This is a genomic window from Leifsonia poae, from assembly GCF_050632195.1.
GTDB classification, from domain to species: Bacteria; Actinomycetota; Actinomycetes; order Actinomycetales; family Microbacteriaceae; genus Leifsonia; species Leifsonia poae_C.
Map to the genome: position 1 here is coordinate 3,638,038 of NZ_CP192580.1, position 25,785 is coordinate 3,663,822.

Below are 25,785 nucleotides of genomic sequence, written 5' to 3' on the forward strand. Positions count from 1 at the left end.
TGCAGCCCTGAATCGATCGCACCCCACTATTGGACAGGCGCGACCCGGGGCACGACAGTGGGTTCATGCCATACGTACCGAATCCTGAACGTTATGACCGGATGCCCTACCGCCGCACCGGGCGGAGCGGGCTCGACCTTCCCGCGCTCTCCCTGGGACTCTGGCAGAACTTCGGCGACGACCGCCCGTTCGAGACCCAGCGGGAGATCGTGCTGCGCGCATTCGATCTGGGGATCACCCACTTCGATCTCGCAAACAACTACGGGCCACCGTACGGTGCGGCGGAGACCAACGTCGGCCGCATCCTGAACACCGACCTGAAGCCATACCGGGATGAACTGGTCGTGTCGACCAAGGCGGGCTGGGACATGTGGCCCGGTCCGTACGGGCAGGGCGGCGGTAGCCGCAAGTACGTGCTCGCGAGCCTCGACCAGTCGCTGCAACGCCTCGGGCTCGACTACGTCGACATCTTCTACTCGCACCGGCCCGACCCGTCGACGCCGCTGGAGGAGACGATGCAGGCCCTCGACACGGCCGTGCGCTCGGGCAAGGCGCTCTACGTCGGCATCTCGTCATACAGTGCTGAGGACGCGGCACGCGCCGTCGAGATCCTGGACGGGCTCGGCACTCCCCTGCTCATCCACCAGCCGTCGTACTCGATGTTCAACCGCTGGATCGAGAACGAGGGGCTGCTCGACACGGCGGAAGACCTCGGCTTCGGGATCATCGGCTTCACCGCCTTGGCCCAGGGGATGCTCACGAACAAGTACCTCGACGGAGTTCCGGAGGGGTCGCGGGCCGCTCAGGGCGGGTCACTCGAACAGGGCTGGCTCACCGATGAGGTGCTGGCGCACATCCGGGCGCTCGACGCCATCGCCTCGAGCCGCGGCCAGACTCTTGCTCAGCTCGCCCTGGCGTGGGCGCTTCGGGATGAGCGGGTCACGTCGCTCGTGATCGGTGCGAGCAGCGTCGGGCAGCTGGAGCAGAACGTCGGAGCGCTCGACAATCTGGGCTTCACGGCCGACGAACTGGCCGCGATCGACGAGCACGCTGTTGATGTGGGGGTCGATCTCTGGGCGGAGGCCCGCAGAGGCACGCTCGGCTGAGGTCGGGTACCACCCGGCCGGAGCGGTGTCAGCCCCCTTATGCGGTGCTGCGACGGCTCGTACATTGCGGGTCAGCGCACTGGATGTGGTGCCCACTGAGCCGCGGATCACGGGCGGCGGGCATTTTCCCGGTACGTGTGGGGCGGGATCTGACCGGCCGGTGGCAAGCGTCGCCGGTCAGGTCCCTGCTCTCAGCTGGGGCCGCCCAGCCCGGTCCCGAACTCAGCTCAGCGGCTGGATGAGTTCGGGCCCGTCGCCCGTCACCGGGCCGACGCGGTCGAACACGAGTCCCTCCGCCACCGGCAGCGCAGCGCGCACCGCCTCGTCGACGAGCGCCTGGTCGCCGACGACCGTGGGGTCGACCCAGTGGTCCCAGAGCTCCCGGGGTAGCGGCACGGGATTGCGGTCGTGGATGTCTTCGAGTGTCTGCACCGCATCCGAGGTCAGGATGGTGGCGGTAAGGTGCCAGCGCTCGGGGTCGTCGCGAGAGAGGGCGGGGTCGGCCCACCACGCGTAGAGGCCCGCGAAACCGAGGAGTTCGCCGTCGGCGGCGTGGATGAAATACGGCGTCTTCTTCTTGGTGACCGGGTCGGTCTGCCACTCGTAGTACCCGAGCGCCGGAACGATCGCACGACGTGACGCGACGGATGCTTTGAACATCGGCTTCTCGGCGGCGGTCTCGGCCCGCGCGTTGAAGGTCGGCACCTTGGTCTTCAGTTCCTTGGACCAGGACGGCACGAGCGACCAGCGAGCGAGCTCGAGCCGGCGCACGGATGGCTCATCCCTCTTCTTGCTCTCGAGGAAGATCGGGATGGGGTCGGTGGGCGCGATGTTCCAGCTCGGCCGCCAGTCGCGGAAGTCGCCGCCCTCGGCCACGAACTCCTGGATCATGTCGTCGGTCTCTTTATCCATCGCGAAACGCCCGCACATACGGCCAGCCTACGACCGGCCACCGACGCTCGCCTGGTGACCACATCACACTCCGCACAGCTCTTTCGTCGTACTGAGAGAGAGCCGTCAGGCGAATCGGAGGGTGATGGTCATGCGAGTTTTCGTGGCAGGCGGGACCGGCGCGGTCGGACGGCGGTTGGTGTCGCAGCTCGTCGCGCGGGGGCATCAAGTGACGGCCACGACCACGAGTGCAGGAAAGCTGGACCTGCTGCGCAGCCTGGGCGCCGAGGCGGTCGTGATGGACGGGCTGGACGCTGCCTCGGTCGACTCGGCGGTAGCCGCGGCCCGGCCGGGCGTGATCGTCCACGAGATGACCGCCATCTCCGGCAAACCCGATCTGAAGCACATCGACCGCTGGTTCGCGGTCACCAGCCGGCTGCGTATCGAGGGCACTGATCACCTGCTGGCCGCGGCGGAGGCGAACGGCGTCTCGCATATCGTCGCGCAGAGCTACGGCAGCTGGAACGGCATCCGCGAGGGCGGTTGGGTGAAGACCGAGGAGGATCCGCTCGATCCGCAGACGGGATCGGCCGCGTATCCGGTGATGCAGGCGATTCGCCACCTCGAAGACGCAGTCACCGGGGCCGGCGGTGCGGCCCTGCGCTATGGCGCGCTCTACGGGCCGGGCGCGACCGAGGATCAGGTCGAACTCGTGCGCAAGCGACAGTACCCGCTGGTGATGCCGGGCACCGGGTACAGCTCATGGGTGCACGTCGACGACGCGGCGAGCGCGACAGTGCTCGCGGTGGAGCGGCGGGCAAGCGGCGTGTACAACATCGTCGACGACGAACCCGCCCCGGCGAGCGAGTGGCTGCCCTACCTCGCGGCGAGCGCGGGCGCGAAGCCGCCGCTGCGTGTTCCGCAATGGCTTGCCCGGATGCTGGCTGGCGGCGTTGCCGTGACGATGATGACCGAGGCGCGGGGCTTCTCCAACGCGAAGGCGAAGCGCGAGCTGGGGTGGGAGCTGCGCTATCCGTCGTGGCGTCAAGGTTTCCGAGAGGGTCTCGCCGGAGTTCTATGACGGTTACAGAAGGCGTTCAGAGCGCTTTCCGAGGCGTCAGGACGCGGGTTCGGGCGCGACTTTCCGGGCGCTCCGCAGAAGTTGAGGAATAATCACCCCCCAACAGGGCTCACGCCAACCTGTTAAAACGATGTAATCTCACTTTTGTGAATTGGTGAGAAACAGTCACTTTCTGTTCTCCGAACGTTTCGTTTGGTCTCGCGGATGATTTCCCGTCGGTTCACGCACCCGAAATGCACGACAACCCGACACGCAGGGAACGACCCGTGAACCCGCATCCGCCGCGTCGAGCGATTCTGTCGCTCCACCACCTCGATGACCCGAGGACGTACCGGCGCGCGCAGAGAGCCGCGGCATCCCTTCCGAACGGAGTCGGCGGCGGCGAAGCCGTTCGAGACCACGGCTTTCCCCAGCCGTCGTCGACTCTTCGGTACCGAGCAGTGTCGACAGCGCGGGGAGGGCGCTCCGATGACCGTACTCAAACCAAGACTTTCCGTACTCGGGCAACGGGACGCGGTATCGCGTCCCGTCTCTTCGGAGCGAACCTGGGCACGGCAGTACCGCACGCGTCTCTTCGTCACGGACACCGCGATCATCCTGGCCTCGACGATCGGGGCAATGTTCCTGCGCTTCGGCTTCGACGAGGCGGGCGCGCAGATCGCCGGCTTCCGCACCGACTACTTCACTCTCTCGCTCCTCATCGCCTCGACGTGGATGTTCGCCCTCGGCGTCTACCACACGCGTGACCCCCGCGTCGTCGGCGTCGGCGTCGCCGAGTACAAGCGAGTCGTCAACGCGAGCACCCTGACCTTTGGGCTGCTCGCCATCGTGTTCCTCGTCGCCAAGGTCGACATCGCCCGCGGCTACTTCGTACTGGCCCTGCCGGTCGGCGTGCTGGGCGTGCTCTTCTCGCGCTGGCTGTGGCGGCAGTGGCTCATCCGTCAGCGGATGTTCGACCACTACCTCTCGCGTGCGCTGGTCGTCGGCGGCTTCGACGACGTGGACTACGTCGTACGGCAGATCCACCAGAAGTCGGGCGCCGCGTACAACGTGGTGGGCGCATCTCTCGACGCGGCTCCTCATGGCGCGCACGTGCGGAGAGGCGTTCCGATCCCGGCCTCAGGCGGCAACTCGCACACCATCGCAGCCCCCGAACGGGAAGTGCCGGTCGTTTCCGACCTCGAGGGCGTCGCCGAAGCGGCGAAGCGCCTCGGCGCCGACACCGTGATCGTCGCAGGTCAGGCGCTGACCGGCGGCGATTTCGTGCGTACGCTCGCCTGGCAGCTCGAGGGGACGGCCACCGAGCTCGTCCTGGCCTCGCGGCTGACGGATGTGGCCGGGCCGCGCATCCATTTCCGTCCTGTCGAAGGCCTCCCGCTCATCCACGTGGAGATTCCGCAGTTCGAGGGTGGCAAGCACGTGCTCAAGCGAGCGTTCGACTTCTTCGTCTCAGGATTCGCGTTGCTGGCGCTCTCACCGCTCCTGCTTCTGCTCGCTCTGTTCATCAAGCTCGACGACCACGGGCCCGCCCTGTTCAGCCAGGAGCGCGTCGGCCGCAACGGCGAGACGTTCCGGATGTTCAAGTTCCGTTCCATGGTGGTCGACGCCGAAGCGCGGCTGGCCAAGCTCCAGGCCCAGAACGAGGGAAACGGCCTGCTCTTCAAGATGAAGAACGACCCGCGCGTGACCCGCATCGGACACTTTCTGCGCAAGTACTCACTCGACGAGCTGCCACAGCTCTTCAATGTCTTCCTCGGCGATATGAGCCTCGTCGGGCCGCGGCCTCCGCTGCCCGCCGAAGTCGAGGGATATGAGAACCACGTCCACCGTCGCCTGTACATCAAGCCGGGGCTCACCGGCATGTGGCAGGTGAACGGCCGCTCGGACCTCTCGTGGGAGGAGAGTGTCCGCCTTGATCTCTACTACGTGGAGAACTGGTCGCTCACCGGCGACCTCGTGATCATGTGGCGCACCGTCAAGGTGCTGACACATCCCGTGGGGGCGTACTGATGCGCCCCCGCCCCGCCCTCCGACGACAACGCCTGATTAGCAGTCCGAGTAGTCCAAGCACTCAACCCGATCACAACCCCCGATTCCCGACCATCACAGACACCGAGGTTGTCATGAGCACTGAACTCCGCCCACGCGCTCGCTCGCTGGGCATCCTGACCGCAGTAATCACCGCGGTCGGCCTCGTCTTCGGAGGCCTCGCACTCGCGTCGCCGGCCTCCGCCGATACGGCGCCGGTCGATCCCACGAATCCGGCGACACCACCGACGGTGAGCGCGGATGCACTCCCCACGACCCAGATCGACGGCGTCGCCTGGGCCCAGGTGGTCGTCGGCAACACCGTCTACGTCGCGGGCAAGTTCACCACTGCCCGCCCCGCAGGCGCTGCAGCCGGAACGAACACCACCCCGCGCAGCAACCTGCTCGCGTACGACATCACCACCGGAAACCTCATCTCGAGCTTCAACGTGCCGCTGAACGCACAGGCGCTCGCGATCGCGGCGTCGCCGGATGGTTCTCGCGTGTACGTGGGCGGTGACTTCACCACGGCCGGCACCGGCAATTACTACCGCATCGTCGCGATCAGCACCGCGACCGGCCAGGTGATCAGCTCGTTCCGCCCGATCATGGAGAGCCAGGTGCGCTCGCTCGCTGCGACGAACACGGCGGTCTACGCCGGTGGAACGTTCGCGAGCGTCAACGGCACCTCGCACACCTACGTCGCCAAGATCAAAGCCTCCGACGGCTCCCTCGACACCAGCTGGACCGCCACCGCGGACGCTCCCGTCGATGCTCTCGCAGTGAGCCCCGACGGCAGCAAGGTCTACATCGGCGGCCGCTTCCAGAACGTCAGCGGAGCGGCCAACTACGGCCTCGCGATGGCGACCGGAACCGACGGATCCCTCCTTCCGTTCCCGGCGGCAGCTGTGGTTCGGGATGCGGGCACGCAGGCCGGCATCACGGCCCTCACCGCCACCGCAGACCGCGTCTACGGCTCCGGATACGTCTTCGGTGCCGGCGGCAACCTGGAAGGCATCTTCTCGGCCGACCCCAGCGGAAACCTGCAATGGCTCGAGGACTGCCACGGTGACACGTACTCGGTGTACCCGCTCGGGGATGCCGTCTACGGCGCGGGTCACCCGCACTACTGCGGCAACGTCGGCGGGTTCCCGCAGACCGACCCGTGGACATACCATCACACCATCGGCTTCTCGAAGGCCACGACCGGGACACTCACCAACAACGGTGACGGCGCGTACGCCAACTTCACCGGTCAGCCGGCCCCGAGCCTGCTCAACTGGTTCCCGCAGTACGTGACCGGTTCCTACACCGGCCAGGGCCAGGCGGCATGGAGCCTCGCGGGCAACAGCCAGTACCTGGCGGTCGGCGGCGAGTTCCCCTACGTGAACGGTGTCGCCCAGTACGGCCTCACCCGCTACGCGATGAACTCGGTCGTGAAGAGCAAGGTGGGACCGAACGTCAACGTTCCGCTCGTGCCGAACGCCGCATCCTTCACCGCAGGCCAGGCCCGCATCTCGTGGACCGCAACCTACGACCAGGACAACGTGAACCTGAACTACAAGCTGGTGCGCGACGGCAACACCGCCAACCCGGTGTACCAGACCAACCAGGTCTCCAACTTCTGGACCCGACCGGCGATGGGCTTCATCGACACGGGCCTGGTCGCTGGAAGCACGCACTCGTATCGCCTGTATGTGACGGATCCGGACGGGAACCAGATCTCCCGGCTCGGAAACACGGTCACGATCAGTGCGACGAACACCGGAGGCCCGTACGCCGACTCGGTGACGGGAGCGGGAGCATCCTCGTACTGGCCGCTCGATGAAGCCAGCGGCGCGGCCGCGTTCGATCACGTCGCCTTCAGCGACCTTCAGGTTCAGGCCGGCGTCACCCGTGGCACCGACGGACCGATCAGCGGAGTCACCGCATCCACGTTCAACGGAAGCGCGACAGGATTCGCCGTGACGCCGTCGAGCGTGCCAGGGCCGAACACCTTCACCACGGAGGCGTGGTTCAGGACGACCACGACGAGCGGTGGAAAGATCATCGGCTTCGGCAACTCGAACACCGGCACGTCATCCGGATACGACCGCCACGTCTACATGGACAACAGCGGAAAGATCTGGTTCGGGGTCTACCCGGGATCGGTGCAGACCGTGAACAGCTCCGCCTCCTTCAATGACGGGCAGTGGCACCAAGTGGTGGCCTCGCTCGGCGCGAACGGGATGCGCCTGTACGTCGACGGTAAGGTCGTCGGCAGCCGCACGGACGTCACCACCGGTCAGGACTACTCGGGATACTGGCGAGTCGGAGGTGACAACCTGGGCAGCTGGTCCAACCAGCCGAGCAGCAACTTCTTCGCCGGCGACATCGGCCAGGTCGCGATCTACCCGACGGTGCTCGACCGCACCACGGTCGTGAACCAGTACATCGCCTCCGGTCGTCCGTCGCCCCTGGCGCCGGCCCCCGCAGACGCGTACGGAGCATCCGTGTACAACTCGAACCCCGACCTCTTCTGGCGTCTCGACGAGACGAGCGGTTCCGTCGCGAAGAGTGCCGACGCTTACACGAGCAACGGCACATACTCGGGAACCGCGACCACGAAGAACCAGACAGGTGTCCTCCCGGGCAACGCCGACAAGGCGGTTCGGTTCAACACCAACAGCTCCGGATCGTCCGGCGGTCTCGTGACCAGCAACCAGCAGACCACGAACCCGACGACGTACTCCGAAGAGATCTGGTTCAAGACCACGACCACCAAGGGCGGCAAGCTCATCGGATTCGGTGACGCCAAGACGGGTCTGTCGGGCAGCTATGACCGTCACATCTACATGCAGGACGACGGTCACATCGTGTTCGGCACCTGGACAGGCCAGACCAACACCATCACATCGCCCACCGCACTGAACAACAACCAGTGGCACTACGCGGTAGCGACACAGGGCGCCGGAGGCATGAGGCCTCTACGTCGACGGTGTGCTGATCGGAACCAACCCGCAGACCGGCGCGCAGGCGTACACCGGCTACTGGCGCATCGGCGGTGACAACACCTGGGGCTCGACAGGCCCGTACTTCTCGGGAACACTCGACGAGGCGGCGGTCTACTCCAGCGTGCTGAGTGCTCAGGATGTGGCGAACCACTACTCGCTCGCCACGAACGGCACCCTGCCGAACCAGACGCCGACCGCGTCGTTCACCTCGACCCAGAGCGGGCTCACGGTGAACCTTGACGGCACCGCGTCGGCCGATCCGGATGGGACCATCGCCTCGTACGCATGGGACTTCGGTGACGGCGACACGGCGACCACACCCACGGCCAGCCACACCTACGTGCAGGGCGGCAGCTACGCCGTCAAGCTCACGGTGACGGACAACCAGGGAGCGACGGACACGATGACCACGGCTGTGACGGTGACGGCTCCGCCGCCGAACCAGGCACCGGTCGCCGCGTTCTCGTCGGCGGTCAGCAACCTGAGCGTCGCCTTCGACGGCTCCGCATCCGCGGATCCTGACGGCACGGTCGCCAGCTACGCCTGGGACTTCGGTGACGGAACCACCGGCACCGGCGTCAACCCGACGCACGCCTACGGATCGGCGGCCACCTTCACGGTGACACTGACCGTGACGGACGACAAGGGACTCGCAGGCACTCCGGTGCAGCACGACGTGACGACGGTCGCCGTGCCCAACCAGGCGCCGACCGCATCCTTCACCGCGACTCCGAACGGCCTGGCCGTCTCGGTGAACGGCGGAGCGTCGAGCGACCCGGACGGGACGGTCGCCTCATACGCGTGGAACTTCGGTGACGGGGCGACGGCAACCGGCGCAACCGCATCGCACACTTACGCAGCAGGAGGCACGTTCACCGTCAGCCTGACGGTCACCGACAACCAGGGTCTCGCATCCTCGCCGGTGACGAAGTCGGTGACGGTCACAGCCCCGCCGCCCGCGGCGATCGCCTCGGACACGTTCGAACGGACCTCGGCCAGCGGCTGGGGATCGGCGGACCTGGGCGGAGCGTGGACGGGAGCCGGTGCGGCATCCGCGTACACGGTCGGATCCGGAACGGCGACGATCGTCGGCGCTGCGGGCTCGACCAAGACCGAGCTGCTGAGCGGTATCTCGAGCACGAACACCGACACGTCGGTCCAGTTCACCACCGACAAGACGTCGACCGGTGGCGGGCTCTTCGTCTCGGCGGTCGGCCGCTCGATCGGTACCTCTGAGTACACGGCCCGGGTATGGATGCAGGCAAGCGGCGTGGTGCAGCTCCAGCTGCTCCAGGGGTCGACGGCGATGCAGCTGGTGAACATCGCCGGACTTACATACACTCCGGGACAGCAGTACCAGCTGCGGCTGCAGGTGTTCGGCACGTCGCCGACCACCATCCGCGCCAAGGTGTGGAAGGTCGGAACGACCGAACCGGCTACCTGGCAGGCAAGTGCGACCGACACGACGGCAGCCCTCCAGGCCGCCGGCTCGGTCGGGCTCCGCGCCTACCTCTCCGGCACCGCGACCGACGCACCGCTGACCACGAAGTTCGACAACTTCGTCGTCACACCCGCCCAGTAGGAGAACACAGATGACCACCCCCAGCCGTCGCCGGCAGAACGCGACAGTCCTCGTGGCCCACCCCAGCGCGGAGCTCTACGGCTCCGACCGGGTGATGCTCGAGAGCGTCAGCGGACTGATCGACGACGGCTGGGAGGTGGTCGTCACCGTACCCACCGACGGCCCGCTGCTGTCGGAACTCCGGAATCGCGGTGCTCGGGTGGAGATCTGCCCGAGCCCCGTGCTCCGCAAGAACGTCTTGCGCCCGGCCGGGATGCTGCGATTTCTGCGCACCACGGCCGCCGGCGCACGCCAAGGCTCTGCGCTGCTCCGTCGCGAGCGGCCGGCCCTGGTTTATGTGAACACCATCACCATCCCCCTGTGGGCGGGTCTGGCCCGCATCCATGGCACGCCTGCGCTCACGCACGTGCACGAGGGCGAAGCGTCCGCATCACGGCTGATGCGGCGCATCCTGGCCCTCCCCCTCTTCCTCTCGTCGGCCCTGGTGGCGAACAGCCGCTTCAGCGTCGGCGTTCTCGAGACGTCATTCCACCGGCTCGGGCAGCGCACCGAGGTCGTGTACAACGCCGTACCCGGCCCCTCGGAGCACAGCCCGGTCCGGCGGGACCTCACCGGCGCCATGCGCGTCACCTACGTCGGCAGGCTTTCGCCCCGCAAGGGCGTCGATGTCGCCATCGACGCGCTTGCCGAGCTCCGCTCACGCGGCGTCGAGGTCGAACTCGACCTCGTCGGGTCGGTCTTCCCTGGGTACGAGTGGTACGAGAGCGAACTTCGCGAGCAGGTCACCGCTGCCGACCTCGACTCCCGAGTGACCTTCCACGGTTTCGTGCCCTCGGTCTGGGAGCTCGTCGGGTCGAGCGATGTCGTCGTCGTCCCCTCACGGGTGGACGAGCCGTTCGGCAACACGGCCGTGGAAGCCATCCTGGCCGGCCGTCCGGTCATCGCCAGCGCCACGAGCGGCCTCCTCGAGGCGACCGCCGGCTACCAGACGGCCACGACGGTCGCACCCGGCAGTGCCGGAGCCCTCGCGGACGCCCTCGAAGAGACGATCGACGCCTGGGCGGAACGCGCCGACGCCATGTGGGAGGACACCCGCGCCGCGCAGGCCCGGCACAGTGTCGCCACCTACCGTCGGCGCATCGCGGACATCGTGCGCCGCCACGCGGCCCGCTGACGTTGTCTGAGGTGCCGTAGCGCATCCTGAAGACGCCGCGTGGGCGTTCACGTCTGCTTCACGCAGCATCGAATCGTGCGAAACGTGTGGTTCCGATCGTGCGAAAAGTGCGGTTCGCGGGGTGCGAACCGCACTTTGGCACGACTCGGTGGCGGGATGCGGGCCGCGACGCCGCGATGCGGCCGCGCTACGGCTTGGAGCGCTTGGGGCGCTCGGCGACGGTGTCGCTGCGCACCGCGGCGGCGCGCGACGGCACGAGTTCCTCGTCGTCGACGATGGCGTCGTCGAACATGGGATCTCCGAATTCGTCCTCGAACTCCTCGTCGAGCGGAGAATCGTCGGCTTCGAGGAAGACGACCTCGACGTCTGCGGCGTCAACGGCCGAGCCGTCGGCAACGACCTCGGCGCCGACGTCAGCCCGGTCGGGGTCGGCCTGCGGCTTCTCCTCGGCCGTAGCCGGCGCGGGGGTCGTCGCCGGGACCGCCCCGAGCGGGAGCGGAACGACGGGGACGGGCCTCCTGCGACCCGAGAAGATCCGGCGCCACCAGGGCTTCCGCACCTCGGCGACCCGGTAGTAGTACGCGTGGCGGTCCTTGGTGGGCGTCGCCCGGTTGAGCACCAGCCCGAGAACGCGCACACCCGACTTCTCGAGTGAGTCCATCGTCTGCGCCAGCTGTGGACGGTGCACGCGGGTGCGGTCGGCGACGATGAGAGCTCCGTCGACCATCCTGGCCACGATCGCCGCGTCTGCGACGGCGCCCATCGGGGCGGTGTCGAACACGACGACGTCGTAGTCATGCACGAGGTGGTCGACCAGCTCGGCCATGGCGCGCGACGACAGGAGCTCGCTCGGGTTCGGCGGGATCGGGCCGCTGGTCAGTACGTGCAGTCCGGTCTCGCCCCAGGTCTGCAGCACATCGTCGACGGATGCGCGACCGACGAGCACCGAGGTGAGCCCAGCCGTTCCCGGCAGCCCGGTGTACGCCGCGACCATCGGGCGACGCAGATCGGCATCCACCAACAGCACCTTGCGACCGCTCTCGGCGAGCGCGAGGGCGAGGTTCAGCGCGATGAGCGATTTGCCTTCGCTCGGGACGGACGAGGTGACGACGAACCCGAGGGTGTCGGAGTCGACGGCGACGAACTCGAGGTTCGATCGCAATTGGCGATAGTTCTCGGCGGCATTGGACAACGGGTCACGGAGCACCACAGGACCGACAGAGCGTCGCTTCTCGCGTTCGGCCGTTCCGAGCAGCGGGACACCCGTCACGGCGGTCGCGATGCCGGCCGTGTGGACGCGGGTGTCGAGGAGTTCGCGCAGCACGATGATGAGGGATCCGAGGAGCAGCCCGATCACCATCCCCGCCACGAGGTTCAGTCGGGTGTTCGGCGACGACGGGAACACCGGCGTCGCCGCGGGCTCGATCACCCGGACCGCGACCGTCGTGTCGCCGGCGACGCTCTTGGGAGCGATCTCCTCGACCTTGTCGCTGAGGCTGCCGGCGACGGCGTTCGCGATCTTTGCCGCCTCGGCGGGATCGGTGCTCGACACCGACAGTTCCAGGATGACCGTGTTCTGCGGCGTGCTGACGCTGATCGTATCGGCGAGCTCGGAGGGCTTGACCCCCAGGTCCAGGCCCTCGATCACGGGATTCAGCACGAGCGGAGACTCGGCGAGCTGCGCGAACGACAGCATCTGGTTCTGCGTGTACGTCGACCCCTGGTTGAGGTCGTTCGCCGTTCCGCCGAAGTTGAGGGAGAAGTACAGGCTCGAGGTGGCGGTGTACACAGGCGTCGCCGCCTGCGACAGCCCCCACCCTCCGATCGCGCCGACGATCGTGGCGACGACGACGATGTACCAGTAGCGCCGGAAGGCCGCTAGATACTGATGCTGGCTCATGGGAATGCCTCTCACATGGTCGGAAGTGGGGCGGGGCGGTTGTGCGTGGCGTGAACGTTCGGGATGCATTCAAACTCCCCTTCCGCTGACGGAACCCGCGAATTCTCGCGGATCTGGTGCCTTTCGATGGCTGAGCGTCAGCTCGTTCATCGCTTCTTCTCTACTGCGGCCGCGCTGCGCGAGTTGCGTCGAGGCCGCGAGTCCAACGGCGAACCAGAGGAACACCGAGTACTGGGTGATGAGCGCCACGGTCGCGAGCGCGGGGATCTGCGCGACGACCGCGATGGTGGCCGGCGTCGCACGTCGCGCGAAGACGAGCACGATTCCGGCCACGAGAGTGGCGACGATCAGGATGAGCGCGATCAGCCCGCTCGACAGCCCGGTCAGGATGAGCTGGCTGTCGATCGAGCGGAAGTTGCCGAAGTAGACCTGCCCGGTCGAATCGCGCCGGGCGGAGTCGGCGACGCCGACGAGGTTCATGCTGCCGAGCAGCGACAACAGGTCGCTGCGGTATGCCGCGCTGCCGGTCGCCTCGTTGCCTGCATCGTCGAACACGGTCGAGACCAGCGGGAAGAGCACCGCGGAGACGAGCAGGATGCCCGTGGTCAGCACGATGCGGCTGCGGCGCGAGATCGCATCCCGCATGAACACGATCGACAGCACGAGGCCGAGCAGGGCGCCGATCATCCCGATCCGACTGAACGTGAGCACGGTCGCGAAGAGCATCAAGAGCACCATGCCGGCCCGCACGAGCAGCGGGAACCGTGCCGCGAGGGTGAGCGGGATCGCGATGGCGAGGCTCGAGCCGAGCGCGATCGAGTGGCCGAAGGCGCCTTCGGCACGGGCCACCCCGCCACGCTCCTGGATGCTGCCCCAGGTCGCGAACATCGAGTTGCCCGATGTGATGAGCACGAACGGGTTCCAGCCGGTGAAGAACTCGATGATCGCGAGGCCGGCCACGACAGTGAAAGCCACCGCGATCGCCCCGTAGATCCAGCTCGCCTCGACCCGCAGTGGTGCGAGACGACCGAACACGTATCCGATCACGAAGTAGGTGACCAGGGAGAACACGAATCCGAGCGCGATCGTCGGCGACTCGGCCAGCAGGGATGTCAGCCCGAACACGATGAGCATGACAACCAGTCCGTCGAGAAGGCTGAAGCGGAACGACCGGATGGGGAGCAGTGTCACCATCACGAGCAGCGCAGCCGCGGACACCGCCGGCAGGTAGTAGTTGCCGTTGAACCCGATCCCGAGCCCGATCCACACCGGCACGAAGCAGAGCACGACGATCCAGGTCGCCACCGCGAGCTTCGGCGAGCGCCGGAGCACGAGGAACGCCGCCACCGCGACGAGCAGCCCGACCACGGCGACCAGCGTGCGGTCGATCGTGGGTCCGGTGATCGCGGCGAGTACGGGTGCGACGTGCATCGGCGGCGACTCCTCCCTGCTTTCTACTCGGAGTCTCCGAGCGTGCTACTCGGAGACCTGGTCATCACTTGAAGACGGTGACGGGTGCGCCGGCGGAGTCGGTCATCGTGATGACCGCCGAGTCGCGCTGGTCGCTCGGAATCGAGAACAGGTAGACACCGGATGCGGTGGCTCCGTTCGCGAGCGAGCCCTGGAGCGGCTTGGCTCCGTCGGTGAGTGCCACCGCGGGGGTGGACTTGCCGCCGTAGAACGCGTTGACCGAGACCTGCGAGAGGGACACATCCCTGCCCGCCGTGTTCGACAGCGAGATCGTGACCTTGATGGCGGTGCCCGCCGTCTCGCCGGCACGCACGGCCTTGGCATTCGTGTTGTCGATCGAGACGATCTTGGCGGTGAGGCCGCCCGCGAGCTTGGCGTCGGCATCCTGAGCGACGGTCTGCGAGACGGTCGCGCCGAAGCGCTTGTCCACCTTGGGTGCGTCCGTCGCGCCTCCCGAGTCGCCGCTCGACGGGAGCGGGCTGGGGCTGGGCGGTGCGGGCGAGTCGGTGGCGCCGGGCGCTGCCTGTGAACCACCCTGCGCGTTGCCCGCGTTCTCCGCATTCGTCGCGGCGCCCCGGGCGCCGGCGATGACGAGCGCGGTCACGATCAGAGCGACCACGACGACGGCGGCCACGATGATGGCGATGGTCCGGCCTCTGTGACGGTTGGGCTTGTCGCCGGATGCGGCGCTCGGGCGACTGTCGACCTGCGTCATGGGAGGTCTCCTTTCTCGGGTGCGGCGCTGGACGTGTCGGGCGTCCAGGACCGGAGTTCGCGGAACCATTTCACGGCCGCGAGAAGCAGGAAGGCGGTGGTCGCCGCTGCGATGAGCGTGTAGACCACGACGAAGACGGGAACGGCGCCGAGGAGCACGAAGCTGAGGCAGAGCACCCCGTAGTCCATCGGGAGCACCGCGAGTGCTCGCATCCAGGAGGGCCGACCCGGTTGTTCGGCGGCGAGCGGGACGGCGCCGGCCGTGCGCCTCCTGAGCTGTTCGGTGAGGATCATGCCGAAGAAGAGCACCGCCGAGACGATGGCGAACCCGATCGGGACGAGCAGCCAGGGCGTCGGCACGACATCGAAGCGGTAGAAGCCGACGGCGAGCGCGAGCGGCATCGTCGAGACCTTCGTCGCATCGACCATGTGGTCGAGCCATTCCCCGGCCGGACTGCTTGTGCCCTGAAGCCGCGACACCTGTCCGTCTGCCGAGTCGAATGCGTAGCCGATGAGCAGAAGCAGCGCCACCGAGATCCCGAGCCCCCAACTCGGCGGCAGGATGATCAGCAGCGCGATGGCCACGAACGTGAAGATCGCGCTGATGCCGGTCACGGCGTTCGGCGTGAGCCCGGCGCGGTACGCCCAGGCGGCGATGTAGCGGCCGATCCTGCGGTTCACGAAGCGCGAGTACGCGGGCGCCGAGCGCGCTGCCGGCTTCTGCGCGGCGGCGAGGCGGCGCACCACAGCGAGGTAGCTGTCGCCACGGGTCGGGGATGCGGTCGACGCGTTCTCCGCGAATCCTTCGGTCATGGTGCGGTCACCTCCCCGGCGTTCGCCGCGGCGGCGGCGTTGGCGCGAGCCGGACGGCCGGTGCGCTGAGCGAAGACGGGGCGCTTCGGCCGGCTGAGCTCACGCAAGGCGAGTCGCTCGCACATCCGCTCGTACGCGTCGGCGACGGCGTCCCAGTCGTAGTCGGCTGCTCGCTCGTGTGCGAGGCGTCCGCGTTCGGCGACGACGTCGGGAGCGGCCTCGGCCGCCTCGACGGCCCGCGCGACTCCGGCCGCGTCGGAGAAGAAGGTTCCTGAGCCGCGCACGACCTCACGGTTGAACGACACGTCGTACGCGATCGTGGCCGTTCCTGCGCCGAGCGCCCGGAGCAGCGACGGGTTCGTGCCGCCGACGGAGTGACCGTGCAGGTAGGTGTACGCCCCCGCGTAGAGCTGGTCGAGCAGGCGTTGATCCCACACCCCGCCGAGAAACGTGACCCGGTCGTCGGCGAAGCCGTGGACGCGTCGCGTGTAGTCGTCGGCGTACGGGGCCGAGCCGACGACGATCAGAGGCTTGGTCGCGCGACTGCGCCGATAGCCGTCGACGATGACGTCGACGTGGTTCTCGGCCTCGAAGCGGGCGACGACGAGGTGGTAGCCGCCGGGCTGCAGGTCGAGTTCGGCGAGCAGGTCGGACTCCTGATCGACGCGCGGGGCGCCGTAGGCGATGAGCTGGGTATCGGCGGCGAACTCGTCGCGGTAGTAGTCGGCGATGCCCTGGGCATCCGCGATGAGGGCGTCCGACCAGCGCACGGCCCAGGATTCCGCGAACCGGTAATAGCTGCGACCTCCGCGGCCCCATTTCGCCCGGCGCCATTCGAGACCGTCGACGTGTGTGGCGACGGGGATGCGCGCGGCGCGGATCAGGGGCAGGTACGGCGAGTTCGCGGCGTTGAAAACGATCGCCGCGTCGGTGCGATGGCGGAGCAGGTGAGCCACAGACAGCCCCGTGTGGCTGAGCGTCTCCAGCGAACGCTTGCGCATGGCACCGCGGTGCACGAGGCGCATCCCGCGGAACGTATCGGCCCGGTCGCCAGAGTCATCCAGTGTGCGGCAGTAGACCACGACATCGTGGCCGCGGTCGGCGAGTCGCCAGCCGACCTCCTCGACGCAGGTCTCGAACCCGCCGTAGCGGGCCGGTACCCCACGCGTGCCCACCAGCGCGATGCTGAGGCGGTCACCCCCATTGCCCATGTCCTGCTCGCTCTCGGTCGGCTGACGAAACGACGAATCGACCGGAGTGTTGTCCACTTCTCACGAGACCAGTGAGAAGAACGCTGAATGATCGCACCAGGGTCGGGTCGCTGTTGCTGCCACGAGTCTAATGCGAGATTTCCTCAGTTGTCGCCCCCTCATCCGGGGGTGGCCTGGGTTCAGGTCCAGGATGCCGCTTCGCCGACCGGGCCGGCCGGGTTGCCCGCGACCACGACACCGGGAGCGACCGATCGGGTGACAACCGACCCGGCTGCGACGACCGCGCCATCGCCGAGCGTCACGCCCTTGAGGATCAACGCCCCGGTGCCGATCAGCACGTGCTCGCCGATGACGATCGGTGCGGTGTGCCGGCGGATGGTGCCGTCGGGTGCGGTGATGCGATGGAAGTCCGTGTCGAGAACCTGGGCGTCCCACGAGACCTGCGTTCCCGCGCCGAGTGTGACGCCCGACTCGACGTTCACGACGGTCCTGGCGCCGATCGCGCTGCCGCGGGCGAGCCGCAGCGTCGCCCCCTCGCCGACCCAGATCCGGGCGCCCTTCCGGATGGTGCTCCCGCGCTCGAGTTCGTAGCCGCCGGGGCCGCCCATCCTGACTCCCGGTCCGATGCGGGCCCCGGGATGCCCTCGCAGCACGCCGCGCGCAAGCTCGGTGTACCGCCGAACCTGGCCCCGGATGCTCATGAGCCATTCCTAGCAGACGTCGCGCGAGCGCCCGCTCCGCCGGTGGCGCGTGATTGCAGTTCGTCGCGCACGATCCGCCGGCCGTCTCGCAGCGCGCGCACCGCGGTCGCGAGCGGCTTCAGCGAGCGCACGAACTGCCGACGGCCGCCCTGCAGCAGAATCTCCCACGCGACTGGCGTCGCCGTCTTCCGCCAGGCGACCAGGTCGGCCGTGCTGAGATTCCGTGCCGCGAACACCAGCCGGTTGCGGATGTTGTAGTAGTAGTACCCGTCGGACTTCGCGGCCGACGCGTGTTCTGCGCCCTCCTGCTGGGTGCCGCCTTCGGCGTGCACGGCGACGGCGTCGGCCGCCACGGCCAGCTCGCCGCCGACGGCGAGCACCCGATGCGAGAGCTCGACGTCCTCCCAGTACAGGAAGTAGCCGTCCGCGAATCCGTCGACCCGCTGCCACAACTCTTCGGACACGCACAGACAGGCGCCGCTCAGCCAGGGCTCCGCACGCCGCTCGGCCGGTTGCGGACGCTTGGCGGCCGAGCTCATCCGGCCGTCGGCGAGCGACACGTCAGCCCCCGCGAACCAGGTCGAGCCATCGGGCCGGAGCACCGTGGGCGAGACGAGGGTCAGCGGCTCGGCTGTGACCCTGTCGAAGAGGCGGCGCGCGTCGTCGGGCTCGATCACCGCATCCGGATTCAGGAGCAGGAAGCGCTCAGCGCCCGACTCCAGCGCCCGAGCAACACCGGCGTTCATCCCGAGCCCGAAGCCGAGATTCTCGTCGGGCAGCACAGTCGACCAATCCTTCGCAGTGGCGAGGTCGATGAGTTCGCGGCGTTCGGATGCCGTGCTCAGGTTGTCGACGACGACGACGGTCAGCCCGTCGGCGGCGTCCGACAGGCGCACCAGGTTCTGCGCCAGCAGGGCGGTGGACGCGTAGTTCACCACGATGACGGCGCAGCCCGCGAAACGCGCTTGCTCTGGCATAGACTTCCGCTCTGACGACCGAGGGGGTGGACCGTGCAACCGGACGAGCCGGTGACAGTGACCATAGCCGTGCCGACGTTCCACCGTCCAGCCGAGCTCGTCACCCTCCTCCCGATGCTGCTCGCTCACGCCGAGCGTGCTGCCGAATTGTCCGGTCCCTCGTTCGTCGCCGACGTTCTCGTGGTCGACAACGACCCCGAGGGCAGTGGTCGCGACGCGGTCGCGGCAGTCTCGGACCCGCGGCTCCGGTATGTCGTCGAGGCGCATCCGGGCATCTCGGCCGTGCGCAATCGGGCACTCGACGAGGCTTCGGGATCGCGACTGCTCGCGTTCATCGACGACGACGAACACCCTCACGACGGCTGGCTCGAGCACCTGCTGCGCACCTGGCAGGAGCGCAACCGTCCGGCGGCCGTCTCCGGCAGGGTCGTTGCCTCGTTCGCCGGACCGCTCGACCCCTGGCTGCAAGCGGGCTCGTTCTACGTTCGCCGCAGCATGCCGACCGGTACGCCGATCGACGTGGCCGCGGCGGGCAACCTGCTGCTCGACCTGGATCAGGTGCGCAGCGCGGGCGTGCGCTTCGCCGACGATCTGGGGCTGAGCGGCGGCGAGGACACGCTGTTCAGCCGCGAACTGCACGCATCCGGAGCCCGGATGGTGTGGTGCGACGAGTCCGTGATCACCGACATCGTGCCCCTCGACCGCATGACTCGGCGCTGGGTGCTGAAGCGGGCCTGGAGCCACGGCAACTCGGCCAGTGTGCTGCGGGTGCGTCTTGCCGGTGGCGGACTGCGCGCCCTGGTCGCGCGTGCTGCAAGCGTGGTCGGCGGCGCCGTGAGGATCGTCGGCGGCGCCTTGCGCTGGGCCTTCGGGATGCTCACCCGATCGCTCAGACACCAGGCGCGCGGTGCGCGGGCGATGTGGCGCGGCGGCGGGATGGTGCAGGGCGCGGCCGGGGTCGTCTACCAGGAGTACGCCCGCAAGGAGACGACGGCTTGAGCGCGCGGAGCACCGTCGTCGGAGCCGTGCGCAGGGCGACCGCCTTCGCGGGTTCGGTGGTCTCGGTGCGCACATCAGCGCCGGAGTTCGTGCTGACCTACGACGACGGTCCGGTCGCGGGCAGCACCGACCGCATCTTGAGCGTTCTCGCCGATCGCGAGGCCACCGCGACATTCTTCGTCTTGCTCAGCCGAGTCCGCACCGACCGCGGACTCCTCACGGCGATGGTCGAGGCCGGCCACGAGATCGCGCTCCACGGCGTCGACCATCGCGACCTCACGACCCTGCCGCTCGACGGGGTGCGGCGCAGGATGCGCGACGGCCGGCGCGAGCTCGAAGACGCGGCCGGGCGCCCCGTCCGTTGGTTCAGGCCGCCGTACGGCCACCAGACCTATCGGATCTGGCGCGCCATCCACACGGCCGGGATGACCCCGGTGCTCTGGGGGCCGACCACCTGGGATTCGCGGGGCGACGTCACGCAGGACGAGCGCGTCGCCGCCGCCGTGCGCGAAGCCCGGCCAGGCACGATCCTGCTCGCCCACGACAACTATGCGGATGCGACCGACGGTGTGAACGACGGCGCGGCGCCCGTGGTGGACAGGGTCGACCTGATCTCGCGCGTGCTCGACGGGTACGCCGGTCTCGGACTCAGCGCGCGCTCGCTCGGCGATGCGCTCGGCTCGGGTTCGCTCGTGCTCGAGGGGCGTTTCAAGCGCTGACACCGTCGGGGACGGCAGGCTTGCGCGGGGTCAGTCGCGATGTCTGAGCAACGCGATCGCGCGCCGGTACGCCGCGACGTGTGCGCGTCCGGCGTCGTCCCACTCGCGGCCGGAAAGGTCCGGCCGGGCACCCGCGGGCAGCTGCTGCGCCTGCGCGAGCGCACCCTCGAGCGCCCCGGGGTGAGCTCGCCCTCGTACTCCAGCACCCAGCCGTCCCCGACCTCGGCGGCGAGCATCCTGTTCACCTCGTTGGCCGGCAGCAGCACGGGCCGGTCGAGCGAGAGCGCCGAGAGGGCACCTCCCGAGTTGTGCATCTCGCGATACGGCAGCACGACGAGCTGGGCGGCCGTCACGGCCGACACGAGTTCCGCGTCGCTGAGGAACGCGAAGTGCAGCGCGATACGCGTGTCCCCCGCCGCGAGACTGTGCAGCTGCTCGACCAGCTCGTCGTTCGATGGCTTTCCGCCGACGGTGAGCGACGCATCCTGATCACCGAACGCCCCGCGGAACGCCTTGATCAGGGCATCCACACCCTTGTACCGCCGCACCAGACCGACATAAGCGAGCCGGCCGGGCACCCGTGCGGCGACGGGAAACGGCGCGTACCAGCCGCGATAGTGCCCGTGCACGATCGTCTCGAAGGCGGCACCGGCGGGCATCGGCGTCAGCGGGTTCAGCCGGATGCGCAGGGTCGTACGTCGGTCGATCAACCCGAGCAGCCATCGCTCCCGACGGGAGATTCCGTCGGGCAGTTCGAGGTTGTGAACCGTGCGCACGATCGGCGTGCGCGTGATCGCGAGCTTCGCCACGAGCAGCAGCGTCAGCCCCTGCCGCACGAGCTTCTTGAGCGGACTCTGCCCCGAGACGAGGATCTCGGGCCAGTGCACGTGGAACACGTCGAAGCGGCGGGTGAGCACACGGCGCCAACTGAAGGTTCTGAGCTCGACACCCGGCAGGTCCCGGATGCTGTCGCGCAGCATCACGAGGTACGGATTGGTGGTGGGGCGCGGCTCCGGGAAGGACTGCTGCACGATCAGGTCGGCCAACGGCATCCCCTCCTCGGTGGTCTGTGGGCTCCATCTTGGCCCGCCTGAACGGCTCCGGCGACCGCGATTCCCCTGAAGTGGGGGCAGATCCGGCCGGATCCGTCGGGCGCACGGGCTGGACTCCTGGCTAAGATACATGAGTAAGTCTCAACAAGAGGCACCCGTACGACGGCTGCCCGGGCCAAGCGCGTGAGGGACGCGCTCCGCTCATCCGTCGACCCGACCGCGGAAGTGTTGCCATGCGAGTTCTCGTTCTCTGGGCCGACGACGCCTCGCCCAATCTGGGTGTGCGCGCGCTGGGCTCCGGCACGGCCGAGCTCGTGCGGCGGGTGTGGCCGGACGCCGAGATCACCTTTCAGAACTACGGCATGCGAGTGCCGGAGCTGCCCATCGGACGCGTGCGCTCGCTCGTGAAGGAACGCGTGCTCGGCAAGGTCGGCATGCAGAAGTGGCTCGCCGGCTTCGACCTGGTCATCGACACCCGCTCCGGCGACAGCTTCGCCGACATCTACGGAACCCGCCGGCTCGTCGTCATGTCGACCGTCGCCGAGTTCGCCACCCAGGCAGGGGTCCCCGTCGTGCTCGGCCCGCAGACGATCGGCCCGTTCGACAGCCGCAGCGGCCGCGCGATCGGTCGGCACTCACTGCGCCGCTCGGCGCTCGTGATGGCCCGCGACTCGGCGAGCGCCGATCATGCCGGCGAACTCGGTCGCACACCCGACGTGCTGACGACCGATGTCGTGTTCGCGCTCCCCCGGCCCGACGTTCCTCTGACCCGGGATGTGGTGCTCAACGTCTCCGGTCTGCTCTGGTTCCCGAATCCCCACGTCGACTCCGCGAAGTATCGCCACACCGTGACGCGCCTCTACCGCTCGCTTCGCGCCGACGGTCGCGACGTCACCCTGCTCGCGCACGTGCTCGACTCCGACAATCCCGACTCCGACATCGCCGCCATCGCGGAGTTCTCGTCGACGGTCGCGACCGACGCCGAGGTCGTCCTCCCCACCGGCCTCGACGATGTGCGCACGACGGTCGCCTCCGCGCGGGTCGTCATCGGGTCCCGGATGCACGCGTGCCTGAACGCGCTCTCGGTCGGCACCCCGGCCATCCCGCTCGCGTACTCGCGCAAGTTCACCCCGCTGCTCGCCGACCTCGGCTGGGAGCACACCGTCGACCTGCGCACCAGTGACGACCCGGCCGCCGACGTGATGCGCGAGCTGGCCGCTCCGACACTGCAGGCCGACGCCGCCGCCGCACTCGAGCGCGCGCACGCCACGCTCGCGGTGGCCGAGCAGGCTCTGAGGGAGGTCGCGTGACCACTGAGACGGAGCATCCTGCGACCCTGACCGACGCATCCCGCGCCCTCGACGCCGCGATCGCCCGTGTCGTAGACGCCGGAAACTGCTCAGGATGCGGCGCGTGCGCCCTCCTCGACCCGGGCATCGAGATGCGACGCAACGCCGAGGGCTTCCTGCGCCCGGTGCGAGTCGCCGTCGAGCAGGCGGAGACCTCTGCAACCGACGACGAGGTCAGAGGAGCGGCTCCGGATGGGGCAGCACGGTTCGCCGACGCCTGCCCCGGTGTGACTGTGCGCGCCGCCCGTCCGGCCGGCGCGCAGCGCCACCCCACCATGGGCCCTGTCGTACGCGCCTGGAAGGCGTGGGCGACCGACAGCGAGACCCGTCACCGCGGTTCGAGCGGTGGCGCGTTGACCGCGATCGCGGCCTGGCTGCTCGAGACCGGTGAGTCCGCTCGGATGGTCGGAGCCACTGCGGACGCCGCCGAGCCGCGTCGCACGGTCAGCGTCACGATCATGTCCCGCGACCAGGCCATCGCCGCCGCCGGTTCGCGCTACGCCCCCGTCGCGAGCGCGTCGCAGGCGGCAGCGACCCAGAACGGTACGGTGTTCGTCGGCAAGCCCTGCGAGGCCTCGGCTGTGCGCTCCCTGATCTCCAGCCGACCGGCGCCGGAGGCGGCAGCACCGGGGGATGATCCGATCATCCTGTCCTTCTTCTGCGCCGGAACCCCGAGTCAGCACGCGACGGACGCGCTGGTCGAGTCCCTCGGCGTACAGAACGACGAGCCGCTCGCCGACCTCTGGTACCGCGGACGCGGCTGGCCCGGACGGTTCACCGCAGTGCGTCGTGACGGCACTCAGGCCGATGCGAGCTACGACGAATCGTGGGGCTCGACCCTCGGCCCGGCCGTGCAGTGGCGGTGCAAGATCTGTGCCGACGGAGTCGAGGAAAGCGCCGACATCACTGCCGCCGACTTCTGGCGAGCGGACGCCCAGGGCTATCCGGTGTTCGCCGAAGGAGCTGGCCGCAGCGCACTCATCGCCCGCACCGAGCGCGGCTACGACATCGTGCTGAGGGCCGTCGAGGCGGGGGTCATCTCGGTCACGCCGATGGAGATCGACGACCTCGCCGCCGTGCAACCGTTGCAGACCACCCGGAGGAGCACGCTGAGCGGCCGACTCCTCGGTGCGCGATTGGCCGGGGGTCGCGTTCCGCGCTACCGCGGATTCGGGCTGCTGCTGTTGGCCGTGCCGCGGCTTCGCGAGACGATCCGGATGGCCAGGGGGACGTACCGACGGCGGCGCGCGGCCGCATCCGGAACCCCCGCTGTCTCCGCCGACCCCGCTCGGGATGCACCCGTTCAGGATGCGCCCACCCAGGACGGGCCGACGCCGTGAGCGACCGGCGCCCGCCTCGCCCGAACGCGCGCCACCGTGGCGCGCGAGACGACGCGGGCCTGTCAGAGGCGCCGGCCGAGCTCGCCGAGCCGATCCCCACCGATCCCGCCCTGATCGGGGACTCGGCCGATTTCGCCGCGGCAACCCCGGCCGAGGAGGCGGTGTCGATCACGGCCCCGGCCCCCCAACTCGGCTCGCAGGCTGCGCGCGGCGCCGCCGTCACCCTCGCTGCGCAGGGCGGCAAGGTGCTGGTCCAGGTGGTGTCGGTCGTTGTGCTCGCCCGGCTGCTGAGCCCGCACGACTACGGCCTGATCGCGATGGTGCTCGCGATCATCGGCGTCGGCGAACTGTTCCGCGACTTCGGGCTCTCCTCGGCGGCCATCCAGGCGACGACGGTGACCCGCGGGCAGCGCGACAATCTCTTCTGGGTCAACGCCGGCATCGGCGCCGTGCTCTGCGTTCTCGTCTTCCTCGGCGCCGGGCTCATCGCGGCCGCCTTCGGCCAGCCCGATCTGGTGCCGATCGCGCACGCGCTGTCACTCACGTTCCTCATCAACGGGCTGGGCACGCAGTACCGTGCCGACTTGGTGCGACGGCTCCGGTTCTCATCCGTCGCGACCGCGGACATCACCGCCCCGGCCGTCGCCCTGCTGATCGCGATCGGCGGTGCGCTTCTCGGATGGGGGTACTGGGCGCTCGTCGCCCAGCAGCTCAGCCAGGCTCTGGTGCTACTGATCGTGCTGATCATCGCTGCGGGCTGGATACCGCGACTCCCCCGGCGCGGCGAGTCGATCAGCGGCTTCGTCCGCTTCGGCTGGAACATGCTCGCCTCGCAACTGGTAGCCTACATCGCGAACAACGTGGACAACGTTCTCGTGGGCGTCCGGTTCGGCACGGTCTCGCTCGGTCTGTACAGCCGCGCCTTCCAATTGCTGATGACACCGCTCAACCAGGTGCGCATCCCGCTGACCACCGTCGCGCTGCCGATCTTCTCCCGCCTCAAGGATGAGCGCGACCGGTTCGCCGACTGGCTCTGCCGCGGACAGCTCGCGCTCGGCTACACGATCGTCGCGGGCCTCGCTTTGGTCGCGGGGGCGGCGGAGCCACTGACGGCGATCCTGCTCGGGTCGCAGTGGATGGAGGCGGCCCCCATCCTGCGCCTCTTCGCGATCGCCGGCATCTTCCAGATCCTCGCCTTCGTCGGCTACTGGGTCTACGTCTCGCGGGCCCTCACGGGTGACCTGCTGCGCTACTCGCTCGTGAGCGCGGCCATCAAGATCGTCTGTATCGCCATCGGCTCGTTCGGCGGGGTGCTCGGCGTCGCGATCGCATACGCCGTCGCCCCTGCGATCTCGTGGCCGATCTCGCTCTGGTGGCTCTCGCGCCGCACGAGCATCCCGACGGCCCGCCTCTACGCCGGCGCCGCGCGGATCCTGGCCCTGGCGACGCTCGCAGCGGGAGCGGCCGGCGGGGCCACCTGGCTCTGCGAGCCGCTGGGATCGCTCATCCAGGTCGCCGCATCGATCGTCGCGGCTCTGGCGATCTACGCACTGGCGGCTCTGCTCATCCCGCCCGTGCGTCGCGACATCGGGGGCGTGCTCGCCGCTGCGCGGATGATCCGCAAGCGCTGACCGGGCACATCCCGCTACCGATTCGTAGACGCAGCGAAGAGGCCGCCGCAGTCG

Annotated in this window: 19 protein-coding genes; 11 read left to right on the plus strand and 8 right to left on the minus strand. The window is 68.7% G+C overall.

Annotation, left to right across the window (positions count from 1 at the left end; all coding sequences use genetic code 11):
- Positions 1–65 precede the first annotated feature (65 nt).
- Complete coding sequence (mgrA, locus tag ACQ86A_RS18370) at positions 66–1,106, plus strand: L-glyceraldehyde 3-phosphate reductase (protein WP_431278357.1); 1,041 nt, start codon at positions 66–68, stop codon at positions 1,104–1,106.
- Positions 1,107–1,328: 222 nt separating this feature from the next.
- Here the strand turns inward: mgrA and ACQ86A_RS18375 are convergent, their stop codons facing one another.
- Positions 1,329–2,018: an SOS response-associated peptidase gene (locus tag ACQ86A_RS18375; protein WP_431278358.1), complete on the minus strand. Its 690-nt coding sequence runs from the start codon at positions 2,016–2,018 to the stop codon at positions 1,329–1,331.
- Positions 2,019–2,148: 130 nt separating this feature from the next.
- On the opposite strand from ACQ86A_RS18375, the gene ACQ86A_RS18380 reads away from it, so the two are divergent.
- From ACQ86A_RS18380 to ACQ86A_RS18400, 5 genes are all read left to right on the plus strand, one after another.
- Positions 2,149–3,078, plus strand: coding sequence for an NAD-dependent epimerase/dehydratase family protein (locus ACQ86A_RS18380; protein WP_431278359.1), 930 nt, complete (start codon positions 2,149–2,151; stop codon positions 3,076–3,078).
- 468 nt (positions 3,079–3,546) lie between these two features.
- The gene (locus ACQ86A_RS18385; protein WP_431278360.1) at positions 3,547–5,088 is read left to right on the plus strand and encodes a sugar transferase; all 1,542 of its coding nucleotides are present in this window, start codon (positions 3,547–3,549) and stop codon (positions 5,086–5,088) included.
- Between the two features lie 113 nt (positions 5,089–5,201).
- Entirely contained in the window at positions 5,202–8,153 is a 2,952-nt protein-coding gene (locus ACQ86A_RS18390; RefSeq protein WP_431278361.1) for a LamG-like jellyroll fold domain-containing protein, read from the plus strand.
- Positions 8,086–9,681 carry a PKD domain-containing protein gene (locus tag ACQ86A_RS18395; RefSeq protein ID WP_431278362.1) on the plus strand — a complete coding sequence of 532 codons (1,596 nt, stop codon included), beginning with the start codon at positions 8,086–8,088 and terminating at the stop codon, positions 9,679–9,681. Before ACQ86A_RS18390 ends, ACQ86A_RS18395 begins: the two co-directional genes overlap by 68 nt.
- Before the next feature lie 10 nt (positions 9,682–9,691).
- Positions 9,692–10,855, plus strand: coding sequence for a glycosyltransferase family 4 protein (locus ACQ86A_RS18400; RefSeq protein ID WP_431278363.1), 1,164 nt, complete (start codon positions 9,692–9,694; stop codon positions 10,853–10,855).
- Between the two features lie 187 nt (positions 10,856–11,042).
- Here ACQ86A_RS18400 and ACQ86A_RS18405 read toward each other — a convergent pair whose 3' ends face one another.
- The 7 genes from ACQ86A_RS18405 to ACQ86A_RS18435 all read right to left on the minus strand — a co-directional run bounded on the left by ACQ86A_RS18405 (position 11,043) and on the right by ACQ86A_RS18435 (position 18,641).
- Positions 11,043–12,755 (minus strand): polysaccharide biosynthesis tyrosine autokinase, encoded by a 1,713-nt coding sequence (locus ACQ86A_RS18405; protein WP_431278364.1) that lies wholly within the window; start codon positions 12,753–12,755, stop codon positions 11,043–11,045.
- A gap of 69 nt (positions 12,756–12,824) precedes the next feature.
- A complete protein-coding gene (locus ACQ86A_RS18410) occupies positions 12,825–14,186 on the minus strand; it encodes a hypothetical protein (protein ID WP_431278365.1) in 1,362 nt (453 codons plus the stop codon).
- A gap of 64 nt (positions 14,187–14,250) precedes the next feature.
- Complete coding sequence (locus ACQ86A_RS18415) at positions 14,251–14,940, minus strand: hypothetical protein (protein WP_431278366.1); 690 nt, start codon at positions 14,938–14,940, stop codon at positions 14,251–14,253.
- Complete coding sequence (locus ACQ86A_RS18420; RefSeq protein WP_431278367.1) at positions 14,937–15,752, minus strand: CDP-alcohol phosphatidyltransferase family protein; 816 nt, start codon at positions 15,750–15,752, stop codon at positions 14,937–14,939. Before ACQ86A_RS18420 ends, ACQ86A_RS18415 begins: the two co-directional genes overlap by 4 nt.
- The gene (locus tag ACQ86A_RS18425) at positions 15,749–16,963 is read right to left on the minus strand and encodes a DUF1972 domain-containing protein (RefSeq protein WP_431280484.1); all 1,215 of its coding nucleotides are present in this window, start codon (positions 16,961–16,963) and stop codon (positions 15,749–15,751) included. The genes ACQ86A_RS18420 and ACQ86A_RS18425 overlap by 4 nt, the downstream gene beginning before the upstream one ends.
- Positions 16,964–17,142: 179 nt before the next feature.
- Positions 17,143–17,664, minus strand: coding sequence for an acyltransferase (locus ACQ86A_RS18430; protein ID WP_431278368.1), 522 nt, complete (start codon positions 17,662–17,664; stop codon positions 17,143–17,145).
- Positions 17,661–18,641 carry a glycosyltransferase gene (locus ACQ86A_RS18435; RefSeq protein WP_431278369.1) on the minus strand — a complete coding sequence of 327 codons (981 nt, stop codon included), beginning with the start codon at positions 18,639–18,641 and terminating at the stop codon, positions 17,661–17,663. The genes ACQ86A_RS18430 and ACQ86A_RS18435 overlap by 4 nt, the downstream gene beginning before the upstream one ends.
- Before the next feature lie 33 nt (positions 18,642–18,674).
- On the opposite strand from ACQ86A_RS18435, the gene ACQ86A_RS18440 reads away from it, so the two are divergent.
- The 5 genes from ACQ86A_RS18440 to ACQ86A_RS18460 all read left to right on the plus strand — a co-directional run bounded on the left by ACQ86A_RS18440 (position 18,675) and on the right by ACQ86A_RS18460 (position 25,731).
- Positions 18,675–19,640: a glycosyltransferase family 2 protein gene (locus tag ACQ86A_RS18440; RefSeq protein WP_431278370.1), complete on the plus strand. Its 966-nt coding sequence runs from the start codon at positions 18,675–18,677 to the stop codon at positions 19,638–19,640.
- Positions 19,637–20,359, plus strand: a complete 723-nt coding sequence (locus ACQ86A_RS18445) for a polysaccharide deacetylase family protein (protein WP_431278371.1) — start codon at positions 19,637–19,639, stop codon at positions 20,357–20,359. Before ACQ86A_RS18440 ends, ACQ86A_RS18445 begins: the two co-directional genes overlap by 4 nt.
- A 1,285-nt stretch (positions 20,360–21,644) precedes the next feature.
- A complete protein-coding gene (locus ACQ86A_RS18450; RefSeq protein WP_431278372.1) occupies positions 21,645–22,721 on the plus strand; it encodes a polysaccharide pyruvyl transferase family protein in 1,077 nt (358 codons plus the stop codon).
- Positions 22,718–24,100 carry a Coenzyme F420 hydrogenase/dehydrogenase, beta subunit C-terminal domain gene (locus ACQ86A_RS18455; RefSeq protein WP_431278373.1) on the plus strand — a complete coding sequence of 461 codons (1,383 nt, stop codon included), beginning with the start codon at positions 22,718–22,720 and terminating at the stop codon, positions 24,098–24,100. Before ACQ86A_RS18450 ends, ACQ86A_RS18455 begins: the two co-directional genes overlap by 4 nt.
- The gene (locus ACQ86A_RS18460; protein WP_431278374.1) at positions 24,097–25,731 is read left to right on the plus strand and encodes a lipopolysaccharide biosynthesis protein; all 1,635 of its coding nucleotides are present in this window, start codon (positions 24,097–24,099) and stop codon (positions 25,729–25,731) included. The genes ACQ86A_RS18455 and ACQ86A_RS18460 overlap by 4 nt, the downstream gene beginning before the upstream one ends.
- Positions 25,732–25,785: the final 54 nt, after the last annotated feature.